Source organism: Faecalibacterium longum (genome assembly GCF_040094125.1).
Taxonomy (GTDB): Bacteria; Bacillota; Clostridia; order Oscillospirales; family Ruminococcaceae; genus Faecalibacterium; species Faecalibacterium longum.
Genome location: NZ_JBBNIH010000092.1, coordinates 1 through 25,239, shown reverse-complemented (window position 1 = coordinate 25,239; position 25,239 = coordinate 1). Strand labels below are relative to the sequence as shown.

Genomic DNA, 25,239 nt, shown 5'->3' with positions numbered 1-25,239 from the left:
TCCGTTCCGTTCCGTTCCGTTCCGTTCCGTTCCGTTCCGTTCCGTTCCGTTCCGTTCCGTTCCGTTCCGTTCCGTTCAAAATTGTGTTGCCGGTTTCTGCAAATGTCAAGAGCTTATCTCGGTAATACTCGTACTGCTTCTGCCGGGCTTCGATTTCAGCGGGCAAACCAATGTTGAGATCGGAGCAGATTTTCTCAAAGTTGTCCAACACATTTACAATGCGGTTTTGGACATCAAGGGGAGGAACAGGAATCTTTATGGCTTTAATCTCGTTTGCATTCATATTGGGAACGCTGCTGCTTTTACTTTTTATAGCAGTTGCAGACAGCACATGGAAAAGAAATCTTGAACTGAGCTGATTATCTTTCGGCATAACAACCTTGAGCCTAATTATCGGGGTAAAAAATGCCTTTCTATAGTATACAGCACCCGTATTGGCTCCAATAGATGAAATCACGACAGCATCCCTATCAATCTTATACGTTCCAGAATATCCATACGCTTCTTTACCATTTCCCCAAACTGGAAACATATGTGATGAATCTTTACTTTCTCCTTTAATGCAATCCGCAGGCGGTTCGCCGCCAACCACAACATTACAAATATCACCTATGGATTTTAACGAAGCACTAGATTCATCAAAGTAAAGGAATTTATTGCGGTAATAGGCATACTGCACCTTTCTATCTGTGAGTTCCTTTGTAAGCTCCGCTGTAAGATTTGTGAAATTGTCCAAAATGCGAACAATTTCACGCTGAATTTCTAGCGGTGGAATTGGTATCATTAGCCTTGAAAAAAGTGTTTGTGTTAAGTGACTAATTGTCGAACCCGTTTTCTGTTGCTCAACAACACTTTGAAAATGATTAGACAACAGATAGTGCAGAATGAACCGATTCTCTAACGAACCATCTTTACAGCGAACAACAAAGACTCCACCATTTAATGTAGCTGGCATTTCAAGCCCCTTTACTTGCGCTACTTTACCAAGAGTTCCATCTTTGGTTATTAGGATATCTCCATTTTTCAATTGAATTTTCGAGTCTTGCTTGTATCGCTCTTCCGTCACATATACACAAGTACTATAATCAATTTCATGTGTTTCAGTAAAGTCAGTTCCTGTTATAAGCAAGTAGTCGCCTTTGCTCATATACTCTGCTTTCGTTAGCCGTTGCCAGCCAATTCGAGCATTTAATGTGCAAACTTCATCGAATCTTTTATACTCAACGCCATCCGGGCAAAGTTCCCGGAGCAGTTCATCTAGCTTACTCATCCGCACCCTCTTCTTTCTTTGCAATATAGGTACTGTACAGTGCCATCACCGCATAATAGTACATATCTTCCTGTGTTTCAATCAAATCTTCATCAAAAACAAAATCTTCTTCTGATTCAGCAAATACCCGGCAACAGTCAATAACAACTCGCATCGTCCAGAATGTCATTATTTCTTCCGGGCATCCAGCTAATTTGCATTGCGACCAAACCATATCAATTGGTGGCTGCAGCAGCCATTTGGATTTTCCCAAATCTGCGGAGTGAAGGTAATCATACATATACCCGTATAGCGTTCCGTTATAGCTCGTGTCTTTTAATAATTGGAGTGAATCACCTTGATAAAAGTGTGTTCGCCTTATATCCTCAAATATGTACGGATTTACGGTTTCAATTTTTTCATCCGAATAACGCTCCATCGCTCGATGAAAGTATTTAGCCCCATCATATAAAGTATCTTGTCCAAAACCGCACGCCTTAATATCATCTTTTAGTCGTTTTAATGCAGCACTCACCTGTTCTTTAGAAACCTCTATTAGCTGAAAATTGGCTTGCTTCAGAATTTCCTTTTGGACTTCCTCACTACATCTTAAAAACTTGGTCGTTATCGCTCTATGATGCTTTCTTTTGAGTTTCAAAGTCTTTGCTATCGCCGACAACGGCAAATACTCTATTTCATCTTCATTATCAATCAGAAAAACTCTTGCCGCCTCCGCGATAGCCTTTTCCTGCGCTTTTACTTCCATTTGTTCACGTTCTTTTTCATGTGAACGCTCTAGCCTATAAATTTTGATAGTCAATACAGTTGTTACAACCAGTGAAGTTACATCCACTAGGAAACTCCAAATCTCAAGGCTCATCTTTACTCTAGGTTTTCCTCCAAATACCTGTCAAAATCGCTCTGGTACAGCCGATCCTGCACCACACGGTACTTTTCAAACTCCGTTTCGGCGTGCATCTTTGCAAGCTGTGCCGAGATTGTGCCTGCATCCTTCAGCACTTCCAGATCATCTGCCTGCAAATAGATATCCAGCCGCTTGGCCCAGTCCTCCATGGTCATAGGGATATGACGGCGGGCACGGTTCTCGGCAAGGTCGAGATATGCCGAAACGATCAGCTCCATGGACTTCATTTCATCCTCGGTCAGGTAGTTTTTCGCCACCGAAACATCGCTCTTTTTAATTTTGCCATTGGGAGCATCCTTCCATGTGTGGAGCCCCATGTGCGGCTTTTCGGCATCGGCACGCTCATAGATCAGCTCTGCCGCCGTATGGCGATGCACGGCATAGTGCATCTTGTTCTGCACCTTCGCAAAGAACTCTTTTGTGGTCAGTGCATTGCGGTCATAATCCAGCGACGTAGCGTAAATGTCAGTGAGTTTCTGGTAGAAGTTGCGCTCCGAAATACGAATCTCCCGGATACGCTCCAACTGCTCTTCAAAGTATTTCTTGGTCAGGACTGTGCCGCCGTTTTTCAGGCGCTCCTCATCCATTGCCCACCCCTTGATGGTGTACTGCTCCACGATCTGGTTCGCCCAGACACGGAACCGCACCGCCCGCTGGTTGTTCACCTTGAAGCCGACCGCAATAATCATTTGCAGATTATAGTGGTTCACGCTGCGAGTAACCTGTCGGCCACCCTCATTTTGAACTATTCGGAATTTCCGAATCGTTGCCGCCTCGTCCTGCTCATGGTCAGCATAAATCTTTTTGATATGCTCATTGATGGTCGGAAGCCCCACATCGTAAAGGGTCGCCATCATCTTTTGCGTCAGCCAGATGTTTTCATCCTCGTAGCGCATCTCAATGCTGTCCCTGTCCTCGCCCGTAGAGGCAACAAAGGTCAGGTATTCCGCCGCAGAAGAACGTACCAATGCAGAATCTTTCTTTTCATTTTCCATTTCAGCCCTCGATTTCTGCCACGATCTGGTCAATGGCGGCCCGCAGCTCGTTTTCTCGTGCTACGATTTGTGCAATTTCAGCGTTCAGCTTTACAATGTCGATTTTCTCGCGGGTGTCCTTGGCCTCCACATAAGTGGAAACCGACAGGTTATAGTCATTTTCCTGCACCTCGGAATACTCCGCCAGATGGGAGAAGTGTGCTTCTTCTGCCCGCTGTGCAAAGGTGTCCACTATTTTGTTAATGTTCTCTGGGGTGAGTTTGTTGTTGTTCGTCACCTTGACGCACTCGGAAGAAGCATCAATGAACAACACCTTATTGTCCGTTTTACCCTTTTTCAGCACCATGATGCAGGTGGCAATACTGGTACCAAAGAACAGGTTGCTCGGCAACTGGATGATGCAGTCAATGAAGTTGTTGTCCACCAGATATTTGCGGATCTTCTGCTCTGCACCGCCACGGTACATAATGCCGGGGAAACAGACGATTGCCGCCGTACCGTTGGAAGCCAGCCATGCCAGCGAGTGCATGATAAATGCCAAGTCCGCTTTGCTCTTCGGAGCCAGCACACCAGCCGGAGCAAAGCGAGGGTCATTGATGAGCAGCGGATTCTCGTCACCGGCCCACTTGATGGAGTACGGCGGATTCGATACGATCAGCTCAAAAGGTTCATCATCCCAGTGCTGCGGATTGGTCAGCGTATCCTCACAGGCAATGTCGAATTTGTCAAATTCAATGTCGTGCAGGAACATATTGATGCGGCACAGGTTGTACGTTGTGATGTTGATTTCCTGTCCAAAGAAGCCGTTGCGCACGGCATCCCGTCCCAGCACCTTTTCTGCCTTCAGCAGCAGCGAACCGGAACCGCAGGCCGGGTCATATACCTTGTTGATTTCCTTCTTGCCTACCGTACCCAGCCGGGTCAGCAGCTCCGAAACATCGGCAGGCGTAAAGAACTCGCCGCCGGACTTGCCCGCATTGCTGGCGTACATGGTCATCAGGTATTCGTAGGCATCGCCAAAAGCATCAATGTCATGCTCTTTCACATCGCCAAGGTTCATATCTGCCACGCCGTTCAGCAGTTTCACGAGCTTCTCATTGCGCTTGGCAACGGTCGCACCCAGCTTATTGCTGTTGACATCGTAATCATCGAACAACCCTGCAAACTGCCCCTCGGAGGAGCTGCCCTTTGCGGATTCCTCAATGTGCCGGAAGACTGTTTCCAGCGTTTCGTTGAGGTTTTCATCGCCGGCCGCTTTTGCCCGTACATTGCAGAACAACTCACTGGGTAGGATGAAGAACCCTTTTTCCTGTACCAGCCCTTCTCGTGCCTGCTCTGCCTCTGCATCAGACATATCTTCATAGCGGAAATCTGGGTTGCCTGCATCAATTTCGCCCTGATTGATATAGCTGGCAATGTTCTCCGAAATATAACGGTAGAACATCGTACCGAGAACGTAGCTCTTGAAATCCCATCCGTCCACTGCGCCGCGCAGATCATCCGCAATCGCCCAGATTGCACGGTGCAGTTCTTCGCGTTCCTGCTCTTTTTTGGTGTCTACCATTTTTATTTCCTCCATCAAACGCGGATTCCCGCATTGTTTTCTTTCATTTTAACATAGTAAATGTACCACTATTGGTACACCATGGTGTTTTCCCAAAAAGGATATACTTTCCCTTTATACTATCCTAGTAAAGCGTACCACAGCTTTTCCGTGATTGCAAGCCGATAAATATTGCTATTGCATTTTTTGTCGAATTATCACTTATATGTACAGACCCCCGCCAATATCCGCTGGCGGGGGTCTGCTATCCTATCTTACAGCTCTACGCTGCTCTGTCTGCTCTTCTTCTGGCTCCTATCTGTGGTCTGCTCCTGCTCCCTCATAAATCCAATGACCTGCTGCATCTTCTCGGCACCGAAATAGTTCCACACTCGCCTGAAATCACGTTTCATCGCATAGAACTGAGAGTTTTCAGCCTCCACCTCTTTCAGCCGCTGGCTTAGATGATGGGTAGCTTTCTTCTCGTCCTGATAGAAGTGCAGATACTTATCCCGCTCATCCTTGACCTCCCAGTACTTCCGATGGAGGGCAAAGAGTACCTTCACCAACTTCTGGATCAGCGGCATTGCCTTCTTCTCCCGATAGCTCTTGGCGGTCTCAAATGTGGCTGCTTCTGGCACCCATTCCTCTGGCCGCTGGGAGTACTGCGCTGACAGGTTTTCCAAACCTTCCATAATGGGAGCCAGCTTGTTCAGCTTCTGGCTCTGCTTCTGGTAGGTCAGCTCTGCTTTCTGTACCCGCTGTTCAGCGGCTTCTACGGCTGTCTGCGCTGTTTCCAGCTGTTCCTGCATCTCGGTCAGGTCGGTCTGGCACTCCTGCTTGGCAGCTTCCAGAGCCGCTACCTCTTTACTACGCTCCCGCTTCTTGAAGTCCAGCACAGACAGGTGCTCTTCGTGGGTGCCTTTCTGTTCCCACTCGATGCCGTGCCGCTCCATCACGGCAGCAAGCTGCTCTTTCTCGGCGTTGATCCACTGGTTCAGCTCGGATTCCCGTTTGGAGCCGCCTGCAAAGCCCAAGGCCTTCAGAGCCTGCTTCAGGGAGACCTTGGTGCCCAGTCCTTTGCCTTTCCAGCCGGACACATACGGCACGAAGTCGATGTGCAGATGGGGCGTAGCTTCATCCATGTGGAGGAATGCTCCGAACACCCGCAGTGTCGGGTTACGTTCTTGGAAGCCCTGCATATACTCGTCCAGCAGTTCCTTTGCCAGTGCACCATTCTCGGTCAGGACACCCATATCATCTTTGTTACCGATCTGGACGATCAGCTCATGGAAGAGCTTTTCCTGCTTGCCTGTCCGCAGGTGCTCATAGTAGTCGGTGATACAGCGGTCCTTGCGCTTCTGCTTGGCGTTGTAGCGGTTCACTGCCTCGTCAAAAAGTTCGTGGTACACCTTCTGAATCGGTTCATCCCGGTACACAACATTCAGGCTGCTGCGCTCCGGGTCTACGTTTTCAGCGGTGAAACTTCTCCGGTTATGGTTGAGGGAGCCGGAGCCTCGCATTGCGGAAATGGTTCTTTTCAATCGCACGTCCTTTCTCTGTGGAAGTAACTGGTGCCGGACACGGCAAAGGCTTTGTTACTTTCGTCGAAAGTAACGCAAAAGCACTTTTGACAGACGTTCCGTCCATCAAAAGATGCCTTTGCGCCCTGCCGGGGGCTTCCGTCTGCGGACGGGGTTTCGCTGTACCTCGCCGCTGCCCGGTCCAACACCACCTTCCTGCGTGATTGCATTCACAGGAGCGTGACACGCTCCTGTAGCTTCATCTGGTCTCGCAGGGCTTTGTAGACCCTTGGGTTGCCTACCACGGTGATCTCCCGGTCAGTCAGGCGGCGGATGATATACTCCTGTTTGGTCAGGCCGGAGAGTTTTACCTTGGCTTCCAGAACCTCGTCCTCTTCCGGGGACATTCGGAAGGCTATCACCTTGTTCCGCCAGCGGCCTTGCTGGTCGAGTACTCGTTCCATTTTCATCCCTCCCTTCGCTCCATGTCTAGCTTCTGCGCCATCTCCTGCTACTTTGAGGGGAAGAGGTGGGCGTACTTATAGGTGATGTCCACGCTCTCATGCCCCACCCGGTCTGCAATCGCCAGAGCCGAGAAACCCATCTCGATCAACAGTGATACATGGGAATGCCGCAGGTCGTGGATTCGTATCCGCTTCACCCCGGCTTCCTTGGCTCCCCTGTCCATCTCGTGGTGCAGGTAGCTCTTGGTCACCTCAAAGATCCGCTGGTCTGGCTGGACTTTGTAGAGGGATTTCAGATAGTCTCTGATCTCGTCCGTCAGAAACTGCGGCATCTGGATGACACGGACGCTCTTGGGTGTTTTCGGGTCGGTGATCACATCCCGGCCTTTCAGCCTTTGATAGGATTTGGTGATGGAGAGCAGCCCCTTGTCCAAGTCGAAGTCTGCCGGAGTCAGAGCCAGCAGCTCGCCCTCCCGGATGCCACACCAGTAGAGAACTTCAAAGGCGTAGTAGGACTGCGGCTTGTCCATCATAACTTCTGCGAATTTGAGGTACTCTTCCTTTGTCCAGAAAAGCATTTCCTTGTGCTTTTCTGACCCCATGCACCCGGCTGTGGCTGCTGCGTTTGATTTCAGCCCGTAGAACCGGACGGCGTGATTCAGAATGGCACTGAGTTGTCCATGCAGCGTCTTGAGGTAGGTCGGCGAATAGGCCTTGCCGTTTTTGTCCCGGTAGTTCAGCATCTCGTTCTGCCATGCGATCACATCCCGTAGCTTTATCTCGCTGAGCCGTTTTTCTTTGAAATACGGTAAGATTTTCGTTCGGATGATGTGCTCTTTGGTAGACCAGGTGTTTTCCCGGAGTCGCTTTTTCTTGTCCGTGATATAAATTTCCACAAAGGCTTCAAAGGTCATGGTCAGGTCTGCTGCCTGCTGAAGAAGGAACTCCCGCTCCCACGCCAGAGCGTCCTTCTTGGTGGAAAACCCCCGTTTCAGCTTCTTCTGCTTCACACCTTGCCAGTTCTCGAAGTAGAAGGTCTTGGCGGTTTGGGTCAGTTTGGCGGTCATTCAATTTTACTAAGCATTTTTGCTTATCTTTTTGTGCTTTCATTATACTAAACACATTCCGTTAAGTCAAGAGGCTTTCAGGTAAAATCTTAAACTTTTTTGTTTATTTTCTATTGCATCTCCTGTTTTTCTGTGCTATACTGGGTTCAACAAATATGTTTAAGTCAGGAGGCAATCGCATGGCAGTCGGTGACCGCATCAAACGTGCCCGCAACCTCCGAGGTATGACCCAGAAAGAACTGGGCATTGCCATCGGGTTTGAGGAGAAGAGCGCAGACATCCGCATCGCACAATACGAAAGCAACACCCGTACGCCCAAGGAAGAGTTGCTCCGCAAGATTGCGGAGGTATTGGATGTGAACTATCGGTCTCTCTATGAGCCGACCCTGTACGCCGCAGAGGATGTGATGTACACCCTGTTCGAGCTGGACGAGCACTACCCCGGCACCCGGCTCTATGAGGTCACAGACACCACCGACCCGGATTTCCCTGAAAAGCACATGGCAGTCAGTTTCCGCTATCGCCTGCTGGATGAGTTCTTAAAGGAGTGGCAGCTCCGTAAGAATCAGCTCCGGGAGGGCGAGATCACCAAGGAAGAGTATCTGGAATGGAAGCTCAACTGGCCTCAGACCGCCGACGGCTGCGGCCGGTACGAGCCGAAGAAAAAGTGGCGTAAAGAATAAAAGACACAAAAATGCCCTCTGAAAAACTTACCGTTTCTCAGAGGGCATTCTCATGTCTCTCTTTATGAATAATCGCCTGATAGTATCAAAGCAGTATCACAGAGTCTTTTAGCTCTCAAAATATCGCATTGTATCAATACTTTTCAGGGTTTGCGGATTACTCGAGCTCGATCGTGGCCGGCGGCTTACCGGTGCAGTCGTAGAACACGCGGTTGACGTGCTTGACCTCATTGACGATGCGGCTGGTGACAGTACCCAGCACGTCCCAGGGCATATTGTAGCTCTCGGCGGTCATGAAGTCAGTGGTGGTGACAGCGCGCAGGGCCACGGCGTAGTCGTAGGTGCGCTCGTCGCCCATGACGCCGACGCTGTGCATATTGGTCAGAGCCGCATAATACTGGCTGATCTCCTTATCGAGGCCCGCCTTGGCGATCTCCTCACGCCAGATGGCGTCGGCGTCCTGCACGATAGCGACCTTCTCGGGGGTCACTTCGCCGATGATGCGGATGCCCAGACCGGGGCCGGGGAAAGGCTGGCGGCTGACCAGATACTCGGGCAGACCCAGCTCACGGCCAGCCTGACGGACTTCGTCCTTGAACAGGTTGCGCAGCGGCTCGACCAGCTCCTTGAAGTCCACGGTATCAGGCAGGCCGCCGACGTTGTGGTGGCTCTTGATGACGGTGGACTCACCGCCCAGACCGCTCTCGACGACATCGGGGTAAATAGTACCCTGTGCGAGGAAATCGACCTTACCGATCTGCTTCGCCTGTTCCTCAAAGACGCGGATGAACTCCTCGCCGATGATCTTGCGCTTGCGCTCCGGCTCGGTGACACCGGCCAGCTTTGCAAAGTAGCGGTCACGGGCGTCCACGCAGATGAAGTTGATGTCAAAGCCGTTGGCGTTGCCGGGGCCGAAGACAGAGCAGACCTCTTCCTTCTCGTTCTTGCGCAGCAGGCCGTGGTCAACAAAGACGCAGGTCAGCTGCTTGCCGATGGCCTTGGCCAGCATGGCTGCCAGCACGGAGGAATCGACGCCGCCGGACAGGGCGCAGAGCACCTTGCCGCTGCCGATGCGCTTCCGCAGGGCTTCGACGTTGTTCTCCACGAAGGAGTCCATCTTCCAGTCGCCGGTGCAGCCGCAGACATTGTACACGAAGTTGTGCAGCATCTTCTTGCCCTCAGCGGTGTGGAGCACCTCGGGGTGGAACTGGACGGCGTACAGCCCCTTTTCCTCGTTCTCAGCTGCGGCCACCGGGCAGTTGACGGTGTGGGCAGTGATTTTGAAGCCGGGCGCAGCCTGCTCGATATAGTCGTTGTGGCTCATCCAGCAGACGGTGGAGGGCTGCACATCGGTGAACATCTTGCTGCTGTTGTCCACGAAGACCTCGGTCTTGCCGTACTCACGCTCGGGGGCGCGGCAGACGTGGCCGCCCAGCAGGTGCATCATGAGCTGGCTGCCGTAGCAGATGCCCAGCACAGGCACGCCCCAGCTGAAGATCTCGGGGTCGACGGTGGGCGAATCCTCCAGATAGACGCTGTTGGGGCCTCCGGTGAAGATGATGCCCTTGGGGTTCTTCGCCTTGATGACGGACAGGTCCGTCTTATAGGAATAGATCTCACAGTAGACATTATTCTCGCGGACGCGGCGCGCGATGAGCTGATTGTACTGGCCGCCAAAGTCCAGCACGATCACGGTTTCATGCTGCATGATGTTCTCCTCTCTATATATCACTGGTGTGCTTCTTATAGCTAAGATTTAGTATAGCACATTTCACAACCAAAAGCGACATCTTTTGTGTATTTTTCTGTTTTGTTTTTCGTTTTGAATTGTAAACCCTTTCGCAAATCCAAAGTTGACGCAGCGTTTGCAGTCTGCCATACTGGGAGCATGGCCGCTTTGGGCCAGAATGTATAGGAGGAACAATTCTTATGAGTCAGAACACCCAGGCCGCTGCGGCCACCAAGTCCAAGTTCTCTGTGCGGGACATCTGCTATGCAGGTCTGTTCGCCGCCGTCATTGCCGTCATGGCTCAGATCTCCATCCCGATGCCTCTGGGCGTCCCCATGACCATGCAGACCTTCGCCATCACGCTGGCTGCTGTGGTGCTGGGTTCCAAGCTTTCCGCCATCGCTTCGCTGGTGTACCTGGCACTGGGCGCTGTGGGCGTGCCGGTGCTGGCAAACTTCTCCGGCGGTTTCGATAAGTTCGTCGGCCCCACCGGCGGCTTCCTCATCTCTTTCCCCCTGATGGCCTACATCATCGGCCTCGGCGTGGAGCACCGTGACGCCTTCAAGGGTGCTTTCGTCACCGCTGTCATCGTCGGCACGGTGGTCAACTATGTGGTGGGCGTTGCAATGTTCGTGGTCGTCGCCCACAGTACCATCGCCGTGGGTATCACCGCCTGCGTCCTGCCCTTCATCCCCACTGCCATCATCAAGGCAGTTCTGGCCTGCGCCATCGGCCTGAATCTGCGGAAGCGCATTCCGGGGCTGAAAGCATGAGCATCGTACTTCGTCCCCATCATCTGCTCTGCACGCAGGGCTATTCCGGCAAAGGCTATGACAACGATTTCGTGGCCCACATGACCGACGTGGTGCATCAGCTGCGGGATGTTCCCGGCACCACCATCCACCTCACCTTCTCCACTGACACCCTCTGCTCCTGCTGCCCCAACAAGCTGGGGACTGACCTCTGCGACACGCAGGAAAAGGTCAAGCGCTACGATGCAAAGACGGTGGAATACTTCGGTCTCGAGGAAAAGGATTACGTCTACCAGGACCTCATTCGCGAGATCGACGCCAAGGCCACGCCAGAGATCCTCGCCGACATCTGCCGCGACTGCTGCTGGTTCCCCATCAGCGCCTGCTGCAAGAATATCTGCGAAGGCCGGTATGTGAAATAAAGCGATAAAAAATACGGGATGCTGTAAAATGCAGCATCCCGTATTTTTGTTTTATCAGGCGATGAACTTATCGTACAGGCCGAACACGAAGATGAACAGGACGATGAGGGGCAGGCCATAGGTCAGGTAGCCGCGCATCCAGTCGTGCATCTTGAGGCCGTCGCCGGTGTTGACTTCCTTCTTGTAGTTGTCCCAGCCCCAGCCGTAGCGGGTGACGCAGAACAGCAGGTAGACGAGGGAGCCCAGCGGCAGAAAGAGGTTGCTGACAAGGAAATCCTCCACATCCAGCACCGCGCCGCCGAAGATGGCGAAACCGTCCCAGGCCCAGACGTTGTAGCCCAGCACACAGGGCAGAGAGAGGGCGATGATGAGGAAGAAGTTGACAAGGCTGGACTTCTGACGGTTCCAGCCGGTCAGCTCCATGCCGCAGCAGATGATGTTCTCGAAGACGGCCAGCACGGTGGAAAGCGCCGCAAAGGCCATGAACAGGAAGAACAGGCTGCCCCACAGACGGCCCATCGCCATATTGGCGAAGATGTTGGGCAGGGTGATGAAGATGAGGCTGGGGCCGCTGGTCTGGTCCACACCGTAAGTGAAGCAGGCCGGGAAGATGATGAGGCCGGCGGTGATGGCGACGAAGGTATCCAGCACCACGACGCGGACGCTCTCGCCCAGCAGGGCGTGCTCTTTGCCGATGTAGCTGCCGAAGATGGCCATTGCACCAATGCCGAGGCTCAGGGTGAAGAACGCCTGATTCATGGCCCCCACCAGCGTATTGACGATGCCCACTTCCTTCATCCGCTCAAAGTCGGGTACGAGGAAGAAGGTCAGGCCCTCCTTTGCGCCGGGCATGAACATACTGTTGACTGCCAGCACCACCATGATGACCAGCAGGGCGATCATCATGACTTTCGTGACTTTCTCGAGGCCGTTCTGCAGGCCGCGGGCGCAGACGAAGATACCGATGGCCACAACGACCACCATCCAGAAGCCCATGGTCAGCGGGCTTGCCAGCATCTCGGTGAACTTGCCAGCCACCTGGTCGGCGTCAAGGCCCACCAGCTTACCGGCAGCGGTCATGTAGAAGTAGTGGAGCATCCAGCCGGCCACCGTGGTGTAGAACATCATCAGCAGGTAGCAGCCGACGAGGGTGAAGTAGCCGTGGATGTGCCACTTCTGGCCGGGCTTTTCGAGGGCCTGATAGGCGCGCACCGGGCTCTTGTGGCTGGCACGGCCCACGGCGAACTCCATGGTCATGATGGGCAGACCCAGAATGACGAGGAACAGCAGGTAGAACAGCACGAAAGCGCCGCCGCCGCCCTGACCTGCCATGTAGGGGAACTTCCACACATTTCCGATGCCGATCGCGCAGCCGGCGGAAAGGAGGATGAACCCGAGTCTCGATTTGAGTTTTTCGCGTTCCATTGATTGTCTCCTTTATTGCACCTTGCAAAAATCTGCGCCCGTCGTTTCGTCCACGACGGGCGCACAGTGTATTGATTATATCACAGCTTACGGCAAATTTCCCAGAAGTCTTGCTTGAATCTATTTCATGTTTTTCTCAGGAGGGTTTGCTGTATTTTCATGTTTCGAGCAGTTCCGACTGCATTTCGTCCAGCTGCTCGTAGCTGTAAAGGCGGTTGAAGGCTTCCACCAGCTCTTTTTTCGAGAGCCGGGGCGGCAGACCGAGAGCGCAGAGCAGCTTTGTTTTCCGCTCAGCTGAGCCCGCCGTACCCGAAAGTCCCCACTCATAGAGGTCGGTATAAGTAATTTGCCGCCCCTCCGGCTTTGCAGGGGAAATGCCTGCTTCTTCGCCCAGAGCGTCCCGGAGCGCCTGCAAAACGAGGGCATCGTCCACGCCCTCGACCCCCAGAAGTCCCTCTTTGCCGGGCTGAGCCTTCCGCTTTTCCTTGCCGTGGATGGCCGGAACGTAGGCTTGCACCACGTTCTTCTCCCCCACCAGATTCGTGATGTAGGTGCGGATGCGGAAGCCTGCCGCGTCGGAGTCCGTCAGGAGGATAAGGCCGTTTTTGTGGGCCAGCTGTTTGAAGAGCTGCTGACGCTTCTTATCCTTATAGATGCCGAAGCCGTCCGTCAGCAGGATCATGGCGTCGGTCAGGTGGGAGAGACGGGCCGCATCGTATTTGCCCTCCACGATGAGCACACGGTCGGTGTGCAGCAGTTCCAGTTTCTCGCTCATCTTCTTCCTCCCGCCATTGCCAGACGGCAGAGCGCCGTTTCCAGCAGGGTCTGCGCGCTCACGGGCTGGCTTTTCAGACTCTTGTCCAGCTCAAGCAAAATCTGCATACAGGCTTCCAGCTGGGGCAGCGTGTAGTGGCTGGCTGTCTCGGCAGAGCGCTTGAGCCGGTAGTCGCTGCCCTTGTAGCCGAAATCCTTGAACACGGTGCTGTAGCTCTTCCGCTTGGCTGCGCCCAGTTTGACCCGATAGAGATCCACATAGCTGCCGATCATGGCCGCCGTGATGGGGATGGGCTCCTGCTGCAGGCGGAGAAGCGTTTGCAGCTTTTTGCAGGCACCGGTGGCGTTTTTCGCCGTTATCATCCGTATCATCTCGAAGACGTCGGCCTCGAGGCTCACAGTCCCCATCTCGGCCACCATGGCCGTGGTCACGGTCTGGTAGCCGGAGAGGGCGCAGAGCTTGTCCACCTCGTTCTCGAGAAGGAACGGGTCTTCGCCGCAGCGTTCCAGCAGGGCCGTCGCCGTACCCTCGGAGAGGGTGGTGTCCTGCGCCTTGGCGCGGTCCATCACCATGACCTTCAGCTCGTAGGGCTTGGGCTTGGCCAGCTCTTCGGAAAAGCCGACCTTAGTACACTGGGCGATGAGCTTCTGCGCCCGCTTGCCCAGCTTGAGCTTATTGCGCTCCATCTCGAACACGCTGCCCAGCACCACCACGGCATTCTCGAGGCTGGCCAGCGTGGCGCACAGCTCGTCGAGGTCTTTGTCGCTGTAGGCGGCGGGGTCCACCTCGGGCAGAAGCACCACGCGCCGCGTCCCGAAGAAGGAGATGGTACCTGCCGCCATGATGAGCTGCTCGATTTCGGGCGCAGCACCGTCCAGAACGGTCGTCTCTTCGTCCTCACCCTCGGCCAGAAGCTTTGCCGCCCGGGCCACAGCCTGCCGGACAAGATAGCGCTCGCTGGAATAAAAATAGTAGACCGGACAGCCTCCCTGGGCCAGCTGCCGGAGTTTCGTTTCCGTTGCCAAATGATCGGCTCCTTTGTATTTGGATTATTTTATTCTATCATACTCTGCCCGCTTTGAAAAGCGCTCTCCCTCGAGACGGAGGCGCAGCCGTGAGACGGGCTCTGCGTCCTCTTCCATCCAGCGGTATTTGCTGCTCAGGGTCAGGCAGTCGGTGTACCGGATATTGTCCGGCCTTGCCATCGAGGCCAGCAGCCACTCGGCCCGGATGGGCTTTGCAGGCCGGACCGTGCCGCTGAGGGTGATGAACCTCTGCCCGCCGACACGCATCCGCAGAATGCAGCCCTGCCGGGTACGGAAAAGTTCCAAGTCCACCCCGCCGCAGGAAGCACGGCGGGTGGTGTTCTCGGCCAGAGCGGCAGCCTCGATACGCTTTTGGGCCTCGATACGGCAGGGTTCTTCCGGCTGCATCCGCAGGTCAACCAGAAGTTCCACCGTCCTCACGCCCCGCTTTTCCAGCTGATTTTCCACCGCTCGCTGGGTGATGCTGCTGCCCCGGAAGAGGATGACTGCCTTCTCCCTCTGGGTGATGACGACGGCAGGCGCAGCCCGGGTCCCCACGAGTTCGATGTTCACCACGTTCCAGCTCAGGGCCGTTTCCAGCCCGATAGCCAGCGCTGCCAGCAGAATGACCGTCGGCAGAGCTACCCGGAGTCGGATGTGCCGCCGCATTGCCATTACGCAGAGCAGAATCAGCACAAGACACACCAGTGCGGCATAGGTCCCATCAAACCAGAGGGACGCTCCCGGCAGAACAGACACCCGGAAAGCCCACTCGTTCATCAGCCATGCCAGCCCTTCGGCACAGAAGGCCACCGGGCGGCGGATGATCTCAAACAAAGGCAAGCCCTCCGCGGCCAGACCCAGCAGAGCTGCACCGAGGCCGAAGCTCAGCATCGGCCCCACCAGCCAGAGGACGGCCACGCCCGACGCCACAGCCCAGACCGTCGTGCTCATCCCCCGCAGCACCAGCACCGGGAAGGTCGCCGCCGAGGCACAGAGGGAGACGCAGAGCGAGTCCCACACGCCGCCCGCAAAGTGCCGGAAAAGGAGCACCGCGCGGGGCGGTTTCTCCCGGCGGCTTTTCTGTTTCTTCTTTCTGTCGTAATAGTGCTCCCTCCCACGCCCTGCGCACTCAGCACCGGCCAGTGTTCCCATCACTGCCGCAAACGACAGCTCGAAGCCCACGTCATAGACCGCGTACCCGTTGCCCAGACACATAAGGACGCCTGCCGCGCCCAGCGAGGTGAGCGTATCCGCCGGGCCTCCCACCCAGACGCCGAGGGAGCTGACCCAGACCGCCACCGCTGCCCGGAGGACAGAGGGCGTCGCGCCGGTGATGCCCACCAGCAGAAGGGCCGTTCCGGCCCGGAGCAGCGACCTCGCCCGCCGGTAAGCCCGGCTCCGCTCCCGTTCCTTGTGGGGCAGAGCATCCAGCAGGCCGCAGAAGATGGTGACGTGGAGGCCGCTCACCACCAGCACATGGGAAAGCCCCGCGCCCCGGTAGGCACTGCGGAGAGTCGAAGTCAGATGGCTCCGGTCGCCCACCACCATCGCGGCCAGAACGCCGCCGGTGTTTTCGGCCATGCCTTTTCGCAGGGCGCGGCTCAGCGCCGCCTGGAGCCGAGCCGTCCGGGCGCGGAAGCTCTCGCTCTGCCCAAGACGAAGCATCCCGGACAGATATTCCGCGCTGAGGACAATGCCGTCGGCGTAGTCGTCCAGACGCTGGGTGGCATCCGGCACATCCAGCGAAAAGCGGCCCCGGATGAGGCCTCCGGCCTCACATTTGGGCAGACTGGCGCACTCCACCCGGAAGTGGACAGCTTCCCCGTCCACTTTTTCCACCATCAGTACGGCGCTCACCCGGCCCGCCGTGTAAGCGCGGCCTGTGCTCTCCACTTCGGCGGTGAGGGTCACGTCTCTCCCGGCGTAAGCGTCCTGTATCTTTGCCAGCCGTGCGCCGGTCATCTCCATGATGCCGACGCCCAGCACTGCGCCCAACAACAGACAGACCGCATACCCTCTCGCGGCCCCGCCTTTCCACCAGACCAGCAGGCAGAAGACAACAAAAATTGCCGCAGACGGCAGCAAAAGCCCCATCTGCGGCAAAAATGAGCACAACGCTAACACACCCAGCGCACTCAGGCAGAACGCGCAGAGCGGGCGTCGCATATCGGTTTAGTGGAGGAACAGAGGCAGCGGCTCGAGGAAGATGATGTCCTTGCGCTGGGCAGCATCACCCTCGGCCAGAACGGCGGCCTGACCCACGATGGTACACTGGGTCTGCTCGGCCAGCTCGTCCAGAGCCTTGAGAGAGCCGCCGGTGGAGATGACATCATCCACGACCAGCACCCGCTTGCCGCTCATCTTGTCCAGCTCCTTGCGGTCGATGACCAGCTTCTGCTTGCCAGCAGTAGTGATAGACTGGTCCTCGACGACAACAGGGTCGGGCATATACAGCTTGACGCCCTTGCGTGCGCAGACGTAGGGCTTGCCGCTCTGGCGGCTCATCTCGTGAGCCAGCGGGATGCCCTTGGCCTCAGCGGTCAGCAGGATGTCAAAATCCGGGCATTTCTTGAGCAGCTCAGCGGCAGCAGCCACCGTCAGCTCGGCGTCGCCCAGCATGATGAAGGCCGCAATGTCCATGTGGTCGTTCACCTTGCAGATGGTCAGCTCACGGGTCAGGCCCGCGACATTCAGCGTATAAGTCTTAGCCATATTCAACGATCTCCCTTACTTTTTCGGAATCAGACAGGCAGCTTCTCGCCGCCCAGAACATGGAAGTGCAGATGCTTGACGGTCTGGCCGGCGTCCTCGCCCACATTGGAGATGACGCGGTAGCCGTTGTCGAGACCCTGCTCCTTAGCGAGCTTTGCGATGACCGCAAACACATGGCCCAGCAGAGCGCCGTCTTCCTCGGTCAGCGCAGCGGCCGAGGGGATGTGCTTTTTGGGGATGACCAGGAAATGCACCTTGGCCTGCGGGGCGATGTCGTAGAATGCCACCACCTGCTCGTCCTCATAGAGCTTCTTCGAGGGGATGTCCCCCGCTGCAATTTTGCAAAACAGACAATCTTCCATGGGAATCGCTCCTTCCAGATTTTTTAATGAGTCAACCTCTCAGTCTCGCTCCGCTCGCCAGCTCCCCTACCGAGGGGAGCTGGCACGCCGTCAGGCGTGACGGAGAGGTTTGTTCCAGAATCAGCCCAGCTGCTTCTCCACGATGCTCTTGACAGCGGCCAGAGCCTCGTCGATCTTGGTCTCGTCCTTCAGACCAGCCATAGCGAAGTCGGGCTTGCCGCCGCCCTTGCCGCCTGCGATGGCAGAGATCTCCTTGACGAGATTGCCAGCCTTGAGACCCTTTGCCTGGGCGTCCTTGGTCACGGTAACGGCCATGGTGATCTTGTCGTCAGACTTGCCCACCAGAACAGCCACAGCAGCAGCCTTGGCATTGTCACGGATGGTGTCGCACATGCCGCGCAGGGTGTCGCCGGAGGTGCCGGTGAAGTAAGCGGAAGCGATCTTGACGTCGCCGACGGTCTCAGCGTTGTCGAACAGGCTGGTGACCTTGGAGGCGGCGACCTTTGCCTTGATGTCCTCCAGCTCCTTGCTCATGGCCTTGTTCTCAGCCATGACAGCCTCCGCACGAGCGGGCAGAGCGGCGACGTTGTTTGCCTTCAGGGTGTTCGCCACGGTGTGCAGCATCGCTTCCTGCATATTGGCACGAATCAGCAGATTGCGGCCGGTGACAGCCTCGATACGGCGGATACCAGCAGCAACAGAGGACTCGCTGACGATCTTGAAGCCGCCGATCTGAGCGGTGTTCTTGACGTGGGTGCCGCCGCAGAACTCGGTGGACCAGCCCTCAATATCAACAACACGGACGACCTTGCCGTACTTCTCGCCGAACAGAGCCATAGCGCCCAGCTTCTTGGCCTCTTCGATGGGCATCTCCTTGATGGTGACGTTCATCGACTCGAAGATCTTGTCGTTGACGATCTTCTGCACACGGATCAGCTCCTCGGGAGTGACAGCGCTGAAGTGGGTGAAGTCGAAGTGGGTGATGGAAGCGTCCTGATAGGAGCCTGCCTGATGGACGTGGTCGCCCAGGACCTCGCGCAGAGCTGCCTGCAGCAGGTGGGTAGCGGTGTGGTTGCGGGCGATGGCCATGCGGTATTCCTTATCCACACGGGCGGTCAGATGGTCGCCGACATGGACGATGCCGCTCTCGAGGGTGCAGGTGTGGACATAGTAGCCCTTGGGGGTCTTCTTGACGTCCTGCACACGCAGCACGCACTCAGCGCCGGTGATGACGCCGTGGTCTGCGGCCTGACCGCCCATCTCAGCGTAGAACGGGGTCTTATCGAGAACGACCAGCACGCCTTCCTTGGCCTGTTCGTCGGTGGCGATGGCGTCGGTCAGAGTCTCCTCGTCGCTCAGAGCCACAACGACGCTGTCGCTCTTGAGGGTGTCGTAGCCGACGAACTCGGTGGGCTCAGCGGTCAGAGTGCCGAACAGGTCTTCGCTCCAGCCGGAGATGTTCTTCTTGAGGCGCTCTGCACGGGCGCGCTCCTTCTGCTTGGTCATCTCGGCGTGGAAGCCTTCCTCGTCGATCTCGATGCCCTGCTCCGCAGCGATCTCCTTGGTCAGGTCGAGGGGGAAGCCGAAGGTATCGTTCAGCTTGAAGACGTCCAGACCCTTCAGCAGGTGCTCGTGAGCCTTTTCCAAACCGTCGATCATGTTGTTCAGGATGTTCATGCCGGCGTCGATGGTGCGGGCAAAGTTTGCCTCCTCGGTGCCGATGACCTTCTTGATATAGGCGTCGTGCTCACGCAGCTCGGGGTAAGCGGACTCGCTGGACTGGATGACCGTCTCCACCAGCTCCACGAGGAAGGGGCGGCTGATGCCCAGCATACGGCCATGGCGGGCAGCGCGGCGGAGCAGACGGCGCAGCACGTAGCCGCGGCCTTCGTTGGAGGGCAGGATGCCGTCCGACACCATGAAGGTGCAGCTGCGGATGTGGTCGGTGATGACGCGGATGGAGATGTCCTCCTTGGGGTTGGCACCGTAGGTCTTGCCGGCGATGTGCTCCACATGGTGCAGCACGCTCTGGACGGTATCGACCTCGAACAGGTTGCCCACGCCCTGCATCACGCAGGCCAGACGCTCCAGACCCATGCCGGTATCAATGTTGGGGCGTGCCAGACGTTCGTAATGGCCCTTGCCGTCGGCGTCGAACTGGCTGAACACCAGGTTCCAGATCTCCATATAGCGGTCGCAGTCACAGCCCACGCCGCAGGTCGGCTTGCCGCAGCCATACTCGGGGCCGCGGTCGAAGTAGATCTCAGAGCAGGGGCCGCACGGGCCGGAGCCGTGCTCCCAGAAGTTGTCTTCCTTGCCCAGACGGACCATGTGGTCGGGGGCAACGCCCACCTTCTTGGTCCAGATGTCGTAAGCCTCATCGTCCTCTTCGTAGACGGAGATGTGCAGCTTATCCTTCGGGATAGCCATCCACTCGTCGGAAGTCAGGAACTCCCATGCCCAGGGAATGACCTCTTCCTTGAAGTAATCCTGGAAGGAGAAGTTGCCCAGCATCTCGAAGAAGGTGCCGTGGCGGGCGGTGATGCCCACGCGCTCGATGTCAGGGGTGCGGATGCACTTCTGGCAGGTGGTCACGCGATGACGGGGCGGCTCCTCCTGAGCGAGGAACCACTTCTTCATAGGTGCCATGCCGCTGTTGATGAGCAGCAGGCTGGGGTCGTTCTTCGGGACGAGCGGGAAGCTGTCCAGACGCAGGTGGCCCTTGCCCTCAAAGAAGGTAAGGTACTTGTCACGCAGTTCATTCAAACCGGTCCATTGCATAGTTTTAATCTCTCCTCGTGTATCGGCGTCCTCCTCCGGACGCAGTTTTTATGGCAGTCGGGCAAAAAACAAAAAACAGCCCTCATCCCGAAAAGGGACGAAGGCTGTCTGAAAAGCTCCGTGGTACCACCCAAATTGCAGAAATGCCGCCGGGGCGCTCCTGCCGCTTTGTGCGCTGTAACGCTGCGCAGCGTCCGGTTTGTTTCGCCGGAAGCTCCGGGGTGGCGTAAAAAATGCTCTGCCGGAACGCCTTTCAGCCAAGGGCGTTCTCTCTGGGCGGCGGCACACATCCTTCTGGCCCCATCCTTGCCATTTGCCATAATTACCATTCACGCGCAAAGGGCATACTGCTTCCTTGCGTTCATTTCAGATTATAGCATAGTCAGGCCATTTGTCAACGGGTTTTCCCAAAAATCGCGCGTCACGGCACCCAGATGCGGAGGATATTGCTGACGACGCCGTCCTTCGTGAAGACGGTGGTGTTGTAAGGCGTCCAGTTGTCCTTGTCCTCCGAGACGGCCTTGCCCACCTCGATGGCGCCGTTCGTCTCCACCGGCACAGCGTCCACGCTGGCGGAGCTGTCGCTGAGGGTCACACTGTCGTCCACGGGCAGCACGAGTTCTCCCATCATGTAGTAGACCGGGTAGTCGTCGTAGGTGACGGTGCGGTAGATGTCGCCGCTGCGCCAGAGGTCTACGCCGCCCTCTTCGATGCCGCCATTGATGGAGACGGTGCCGTTGTCCTCATTCTTTTCGATTTTCTCCACTGTCACGTTCTGTGCTTCCACAGCGCCGTCCAGATGGGTGCTGAAAACGCTGCCCACATCCAGTGCGTCCACGTCCTCGGCGCGGTAAGCGTCGTAGCCGTAGACCGTCAGGGTCATCTGGCGCTTCTTGGTGTCCACGCTCGAGATGTTCGCGGCGAACTTGTAGGAACCAGTCTTCATCTCTTCAAGACTGCCCTGGTCGATGGGCATCATGACGCCCTCTTCGCCGGGCAGGACGCGCACTTCGCTGCTCACCTCTTCCACTTCACTGGCGGCGGGCATCGAACCGGCCATGCCGCTGGCGGCACTGGCAGCGCTGGCAGAGCTGCATCCGGCCAGCATCCCCAGAGCCAGAACGCCTGCAAGGAGCATCAGTTTCTTGTCGTTCGTCATATCAATACCTTCTTCCCTCTTCAATCATGTAAGGCTCTCATTATACCATAAATGGAGATTTGATGATGAAACCATCGTTAAATTCCGATGAATTCTTTTTGCACCGGCACAGTATACTCTTGTTTTTTGAAAAAGTAAACAACCAACTTGACGTAAGAAGGCGGATTCGCTACAATAAAAGCAAATCTTAACCTATTCTTAATTTAGAGAGGAAACTTCCGTGAAAATATTGAAAGTAAAATGTCTCGCCCCCACCCGGCTGGACAACTATCTGATGCAGCAATTCCCCGCGCTGAACCCGGGCCGTCTGAACAAGGCCCTGCGCGAAAATAAAATCAAACTGAACGGCAAAAAGCAGCCGCTCTCCACCCGCGTGATGGCAGGCGATGAGATCAAGCTGTTCATCCTTGACGATGTTCTGGACGCTGACAAGCGTGTGGACGGCCCGGCGTGGAAGAACGCCCGCGGCCCGGCGCAGGTGGTGTACGACTGCCCGCAGATCCTCATCGTCAACAAGCCCGCCGGCCTCGCCGTGGACGGTCCCGACGACGACACCCTGCTGAACCGTGCTCTGCTCTACCTCAACCAGCAGGGCGAGTACAAGGAGAACGACGTCTACACCCCCGCCCTCTGCCACCGCCTCGACACCGGCACCAGCGGCCTTGTCATCATCGCAAAGACGCCGGAGGCCGAGGAGCTGTTCCTCGCCGCCATCAAGAGCCGTGAGGTGAAAAAGACTTACCTCTGCGTCACCTTCGGCCGTCCCACGCCCCCGGACGCCACCCTCGGCGGCTACTTGCTCAAGGACGCCGACCGTGGCATCGTGAAGATCGTGGAGGACAAGCAGCCGGGTGCCAAGGACGTGGAGACCCGCTACGAGACCATCGCCGTCTCCGGCCGTCTGGCTCTGCTCAAGGTTCAGCTCATCACCGGCCGCACCCACCAGATCCGCGCCCACATGGCAAGCATCGGCTGTCCCATCCTCGGCGACAGCAAGTACGGCAACAATACCGCCAACCGCGAACTGAAGCTCAAATATCAGGCCCTTTGTGCGTGGGAGCTGACCATGCCCCACTTCAACCAGCCCGATTTCGAGTTCCTCAGCGGCAAGACCTTCCACGCCCCGAAACCGTGGTACTATCAGCAGGTCCTGGATGGAACGCTGAAATAAAACGATACAAAAAAGGGAGCTGTCCGCATGGGCAGCTCCCTTTCGTATTTATAAGGTATCAGACCCGCACCATATCCGGCGTGATCTCCTCGATGGAGTGTGCGCCGCACATCTGCATGGTGTCGGCCAGCTCACCGGCCAGCTTGTCGATGTAGCACTTGACGCCTTCCTCACCGCCGCCGTAGACAGCCGTGACGAAGGGGCGGCAGATGAGGACGCCGTCCGCGCCCAGTGCCAGTGCCTTGAAAACGTCCACACCGGTGCGGATGCCGCCGTCCACCAGGACCTTGACGCCGGTACCCTTGAGGGCTGCGGCGATCTCAGGCAGGACTTCGGCAGTGGCGGGACACTGGTCGAGGACGCGGCCGCCGTGGTTGGATACCACGATGGCGGCGGCACCGGCCTCCTTGGCCTTGAGAGCACCCTTGACGGTCATGACGCCCTTGACGATGAAGGGACGCTCGGCCAGCTTGACGATCTCAGCCAGCTCGGCCACGCTCTTGCTGCCGGCCGGAGGCGTCATATTCTTGAGGAAAGGCAGGCCGGCGGCATCCACGTCCATTGCCACGGCGAAGCAGCCGCTGGCCTTGGCCTGTGCCATCTTCTCCTTGATGGTGTCGATGTTCCAGGGCTTGATGGTCGGCACGCCGCAGCCATCGGCATTGCCGATGGCCTTGGTGGCCATGGTCATAACGTCAGGATTGGTGCCGTCGCCGGTAAAGGCAGCAATACCGCTCTCGGCGCAGGCCCGCACCAGCACGTCGTTGTAGGTCATGTCGGTGTAGACGTCGGAGTAGTGGAGGTTCACCGCGCCCACAGGACCAGCAAAGAAGGGGTACTTGAAGCTGCGACCGAACAGCTCCACGTGGGTGTCGGGAGTGCCGTTCTCGCAGAGGGTATCCATGTTCACACGGATGTCGGCCCACTTATTATAATTGCGGATGGCCGTATCGCCCACGCCCTTTGCGCCGGGGCCGGGGATCTGATTCTTGCAGGCCACGCCGTTGCACACCGGGCAGGCCTTGCAGTATTTGCCGATGCACTCGCGGGCATTGGCCAAAACATCTGAATAATTCATCTGTTTTTCCTCCTGAATTCCTTTTGTTTTCCGCAGAGTTTCCCGCTCTGCATGCTCTCTGCCCTCATCATAGCCCCGTTTGCCGCCTGCGTCAAGGGGGTCTTCGTCTCCTTTTCATTTTTAGCCATCGAAGCTGCGTCATTTTTGAAAAAATGCAAACTTTTTTGAAAAAATGCTTGACAAAAGACCTTCTTTCAGGTATTATAGTGGAGCGCTGAGGGCCGCGGCCCGAAGCACTGAGAACTGAAGATGTGGAAAGATGGCTGAGTTGGTCTAAGGCGCACGACTGGAAATCGTGTAACGTGTCAAAAGCGTTCTGGGGTTCGAATCCCCATCTTTCCGCCACAAAACCCGGAACCGATGGTTCTGGGTTTTTGTTATATCCAGAAGTTGAAAGGATGCTTGTTATGTCTGTCACCATCGCCATGCCCCGGATGAGCACTGACCCGGAGCTTACCACCGCACAGTCAAAATATGTGGAAAGTCTGGCCCGGGCCGGTGCCGAGGTACACTGGGTAGCGCTTTCCGACCCGGACGCCGCAGCAGCCGAGGCGCTGATCTGCGACGGCCTCTTGCTGCCGGGCGGCGGCGACATGGACCCGGCCTTCTACGGGCAGGAGCGCATCCCCGCCTGCGGCGAGCCGAACCTTCTGCGGGACGCCGCCGAGCCGAAGCTGCTGCGGGCGTTCCTCGCGGCAGACAAGCCGGTGCTGGGCATCTGCCGGGGCATTCAGGTGATGAACGTCGTGCTGGGCGGCACGCTGTATCAGGACATCAAGCCTTTCGAGCATGTTCCCCACAATGACCACTGGGCGAAAGTCCATACCGTCACGGTGCGGCGGGGGACCCTGCTGTCCCGCCTGCTGGGGCAGGACACCGTGCTCGTCAACAGCCAGCACCATCAGGCGGCAGACCGCATTGCCCCCGAATTAGAAATAGCCGCCCTCAGCGAGGACGGCATTGTGGAAGCACTGGAAAAGCCGGACGCGCACTTCTGCCTCGGCGTCCAGTGGCACCCGGAGTGGCTCAGCGACGCAGACCCGGCACAGCAGGGGCTGTTTGGGGCGTTTGTTGAAGCCTGTAAAGGTTAAGTGTATCGCGCGCCTGCGCGGGGCAGTTTTCTCTTTCGGTCAAATGGCTTTGCGCTCCGCGCGGGCCAGAGGCAGGGCTGGTTTTTTCTTTAAGCTGGTTCTCGCGCCTATGCGCGGGGCTGGTTTTTTCTTTTGGTCAAGTGGCTTGCGCTCCGCGCGGGCCAGAGGCAGAGCTGGTTTTTTCTTTAAGCTGGTTCTCGCGCCTATGCGCGGGGCTGGTTTTTTCTTTTGGTCAAGCGGCTTGCGCTCCGCGCGGGCCAGAGGTAGGGAGGGGTGTTTCGAATCCCCCCTCCCTACCTCTGGAC

At 56.4% G+C, this 25,239-nt stretch carries 22 protein-coding genes, 1 tRNA gene and 1 pseudogene; 6 read left to right on the top strand and 18 right to left on the bottom strand.

The window, feature by feature from the left end:
- The 7 genes and pseudogenes from AAAU26_RS02855 to AAAU26_RS02825 all read right to left on the bottom strand — a co-directional run.
- Positions 1 to 1,270 (bottom strand): restriction endonuclease subunit S (locus AAAU26_RS02855; RefSeq protein ID WP_227619502.1); only part of this gene is annotated, 1,270 nt, incomplete at its 3' end.
- A complete protein-coding gene (locus AAAU26_RS02850) occupies positions 1,263 to 2,129 on the bottom strand; it encodes a hypothetical protein (RefSeq protein ID WP_227619501.1) in 867 nt (288 codons plus the stop codon). The genes AAAU26_RS02855 and AAAU26_RS02850, both read right to left, overlap by 8 nt.
- Positions 2,130 to 2,131: 2 nt before the next feature.
- Positions 2,132 to 3,169, bottom strand: coding sequence for a virulence RhuM family protein (locus AAAU26_RS02845; protein ID WP_227619500.1), 1,038 nt, complete (start codon positions 3,167 to 3,169; stop codon positions 2,132 to 2,134).
- A gap of 1 nt (position 3,170) precedes the next feature.
- Positions 3,171 to 4,733 (bottom strand): type I restriction-modification system subunit M, encoded by a 1,563-nt coding sequence (locus tag AAAU26_RS02840; protein ID WP_227619499.1) that lies wholly within the window; start codon positions 4,731 to 4,733, stop codon positions 3,171 to 3,173.
- 254 nt (positions 4,734 to 4,987) lie between these two features.
- The gene (locus tag AAAU26_RS02835; protein ID WP_227619498.1) at positions 4,988 to 6,256 is read right to left on the bottom strand and encodes a plasmid recombination protein; all 1,269 of its coding nucleotides are present in this window, start codon (positions 6,254 to 6,256) and stop codon (positions 4,988 to 4,990) included.
- A gap of 233 nt (positions 6,257 to 6,489) precedes the next feature.
- A pseudogene (locus tag AAAU26_RS02830) lies at positions 6,490 to 6,705 on the bottom strand (plasmid mobilization protein); the annotation flags it as partial.
- A gap of 41 nt (positions 6,706 to 6,746) precedes the next feature.
- The gene (locus AAAU26_RS02825) at positions 6,747 to 7,766 is read right to left on the bottom strand and encodes a site-specific integrase (RefSeq protein ID WP_217211892.1); all 1,020 of its coding nucleotides are present in this window, start codon (positions 7,764 to 7,766) and stop codon (positions 6,747 to 6,749) included.
- A gap of 179 nt (positions 7,767 to 7,945) precedes the next feature.
- On the opposite strand from AAAU26_RS02825, the gene AAAU26_RS02820 reads away from it, so the two are divergent.
- Positions 7,946 to 8,449, top strand: coding sequence for a helix-turn-helix domain-containing protein (locus AAAU26_RS02820; protein ID WP_227619497.1), 504 nt, complete (start codon positions 7,946 to 7,948; stop codon positions 8,447 to 8,449).
- Between the two features lie 157 nt (positions 8,450 to 8,606).
- Here AAAU26_RS02820 and guaA read toward each other — a convergent pair whose 3' ends face one another.
- Complete coding sequence (gene guaA / locus AAAU26_RS02815; protein WP_149794595.1) at positions 8,607 to 10,157, bottom strand: glutamine-hydrolyzing GMP synthase; 1,551 nt, start codon at positions 10,155 to 10,157, stop codon at positions 8,607 to 8,609.
- Positions 10,158 to 10,378: 221 nt separating this feature from the next.
- On the opposite strand from guaA, the gene AAAU26_RS02810 reads away from it, so the two are divergent.
- Together AAAU26_RS02810 and AAAU26_RS02805 are read left to right on the top strand one after the other, a co-directional pair.
- Complete coding sequence (locus AAAU26_RS02810) at positions 10,379 to 10,951, top strand: biotin transporter BioY (RefSeq protein ID WP_158403547.1); 573 nt, start codon at positions 10,379 to 10,381, stop codon at positions 10,949 to 10,951.
- Positions 10,948 to 11,352, top strand: coding sequence for a DUF1284 domain-containing protein (locus AAAU26_RS02805; RefSeq protein ID WP_015565132.1), 405 nt, complete (start codon positions 10,948 to 10,950; stop codon positions 11,350 to 11,352). Before AAAU26_RS02810 ends, AAAU26_RS02805 begins: the two co-directional genes overlap by 4 nt.
- Positions 11,353 to 11,406: 54 nt before the next feature.
- Here AAAU26_RS02805 and AAAU26_RS02800 read toward each other — a convergent pair whose 3' ends face one another.
- The 8 genes from AAAU26_RS02800 to AAAU26_RS02765 all read right to left on the bottom strand — a co-directional run bounded on the left by AAAU26_RS02800 (position 11,407) and on the right by AAAU26_RS02765 (position 21,594).
- A complete protein-coding gene (locus AAAU26_RS02800) occupies positions 11,407 to 12,777 on the bottom strand; it encodes a sodium-dependent transporter (protein WP_227619496.1) in 1,371 nt (456 codons plus the stop codon).
- Positions 12,778 to 12,934: 157 nt separating this feature from the next.
- On the bottom strand, positions 12,935 to 13,552 hold the full coding sequence (locus AAAU26_RS02795; protein WP_227619495.1) for a ribonuclease M5: 618 nt from the start codon (positions 13,550 to 13,552) through the stop codon (positions 12,935 to 12,937).
- Positions 13,549 to 14,577 carry a DNA polymerase III subunit delta gene (gene holA, locus AAAU26_RS02790; protein ID WP_227619494.1) on the bottom strand — a complete coding sequence of 343 codons (1,029 nt, stop codon included), beginning with the start codon at positions 14,575 to 14,577 and terminating at the stop codon, positions 13,549 to 13,551. The genes AAAU26_RS02795 and holA overlap by 4 nt, the downstream gene beginning before the upstream one ends.
- A gap of 24 nt (positions 14,578 to 14,601) precedes the next feature.
- Positions 14,602 to 16,674: a ComEC/Rec2 family competence protein gene (locus AAAU26_RS02785; RefSeq protein ID WP_431834269.1), complete on the bottom strand. Its 2,073-nt coding sequence runs from the start codon at positions 16,672 to 16,674 to the stop codon at positions 14,602 to 14,604.
- 78 nt (positions 16,675 to 16,752) lie between these two features.
- Positions 16,753 to 17,292 carry a phosphoribosyltransferase family protein gene (locus AAAU26_RS02780; RefSeq protein WP_015565135.1) on the bottom strand — a complete coding sequence of 180 codons (540 nt, stop codon included), beginning with the start codon at positions 17,290 to 17,292 and terminating at the stop codon, positions 16,753 to 16,755.
- A 29-nt stretch (positions 17,293 to 17,321) separates the two neighbouring features.
- Positions 17,322 to 17,654: a histidine triad nucleotide-binding protein gene (locus AAAU26_RS02775; protein WP_015565136.1), complete on the bottom strand. Its 333-nt coding sequence runs from the start codon at positions 17,652 to 17,654 to the stop codon at positions 17,322 to 17,324.
- Positions 17,655 to 17,774: 120 nt separating this feature from the next.
- The gene (gene alaS, locus AAAU26_RS02770; protein ID WP_227619492.1) at positions 17,775 to 20,435 is read right to left on the bottom strand and encodes an alanine--tRNA ligase; all 2,661 of its coding nucleotides are present in this window, start codon (positions 20,433 to 20,435) and stop codon (positions 17,775 to 17,777) included.
- A gap of 421 nt (positions 20,436 to 20,856) precedes the next feature.
- Positions 20,857 to 21,594, bottom strand: coding sequence for a hypothetical protein (locus AAAU26_RS02765; RefSeq protein ID WP_227619491.1), 738 nt, complete (start codon positions 21,592 to 21,594; stop codon positions 20,857 to 20,859).
- Between the two features lie 220 nt (positions 21,595 to 21,814).
- Here AAAU26_RS02765 and AAAU26_RS02760 point away from each other — a divergent pair, with 220 nt between their 5' ends.
- Positions 21,815 to 22,765 (top strand): RluA family pseudouridine synthase, encoded by a 951-nt coding sequence (locus tag AAAU26_RS02760; RefSeq protein ID WP_149794586.1) that lies wholly within the window; start codon positions 21,815 to 21,817, stop codon positions 22,763 to 22,765.
- 58 nt (positions 22,766 to 22,823) lie between these two features.
- Here the strand turns inward: AAAU26_RS02760 and AAAU26_RS02755 are convergent, their stop codons facing one another.
- A complete protein-coding gene (locus AAAU26_RS02755) occupies positions 22,824 to 23,843 on the bottom strand; it encodes an alpha-hydroxy-acid oxidizing protein (RefSeq protein ID WP_158401653.1) in 1,020 nt (339 codons plus the stop codon).
- A 253-nt stretch (positions 23,844 to 24,096) separates the two neighbouring features.
- On the opposite strand from AAAU26_RS02755, the gene AAAU26_RS02750 reads away from it, so the two are divergent.
- Positions 24,097 to 24,188, top strand: a tRNA-Ser gene (locus tag AAAU26_RS02750).
- A 62-nt stretch (positions 24,189 to 24,250) separates the two neighbouring features.
- Positions 24,251 to 24,934, top strand: a complete 684-nt coding sequence (locus tag AAAU26_RS02745) for a gamma-glutamyl-gamma-aminobutyrate hydrolase family protein (RefSeq protein WP_227619490.1) — start codon at positions 24,251 to 24,253, stop codon at positions 24,932 to 24,934.
- A 39-nt stretch (positions 24,935 to 24,973) separates the two neighbouring features.
- Here AAAU26_RS02745 and AAAU26_RS02740 read toward each other — a convergent pair.
- The coding region (locus AAAU26_RS02740; RefSeq protein WP_227619489.1) for a hypothetical protein at positions 24,974 to 25,239 on the bottom strand (266 nt) is incomplete at its 5' end.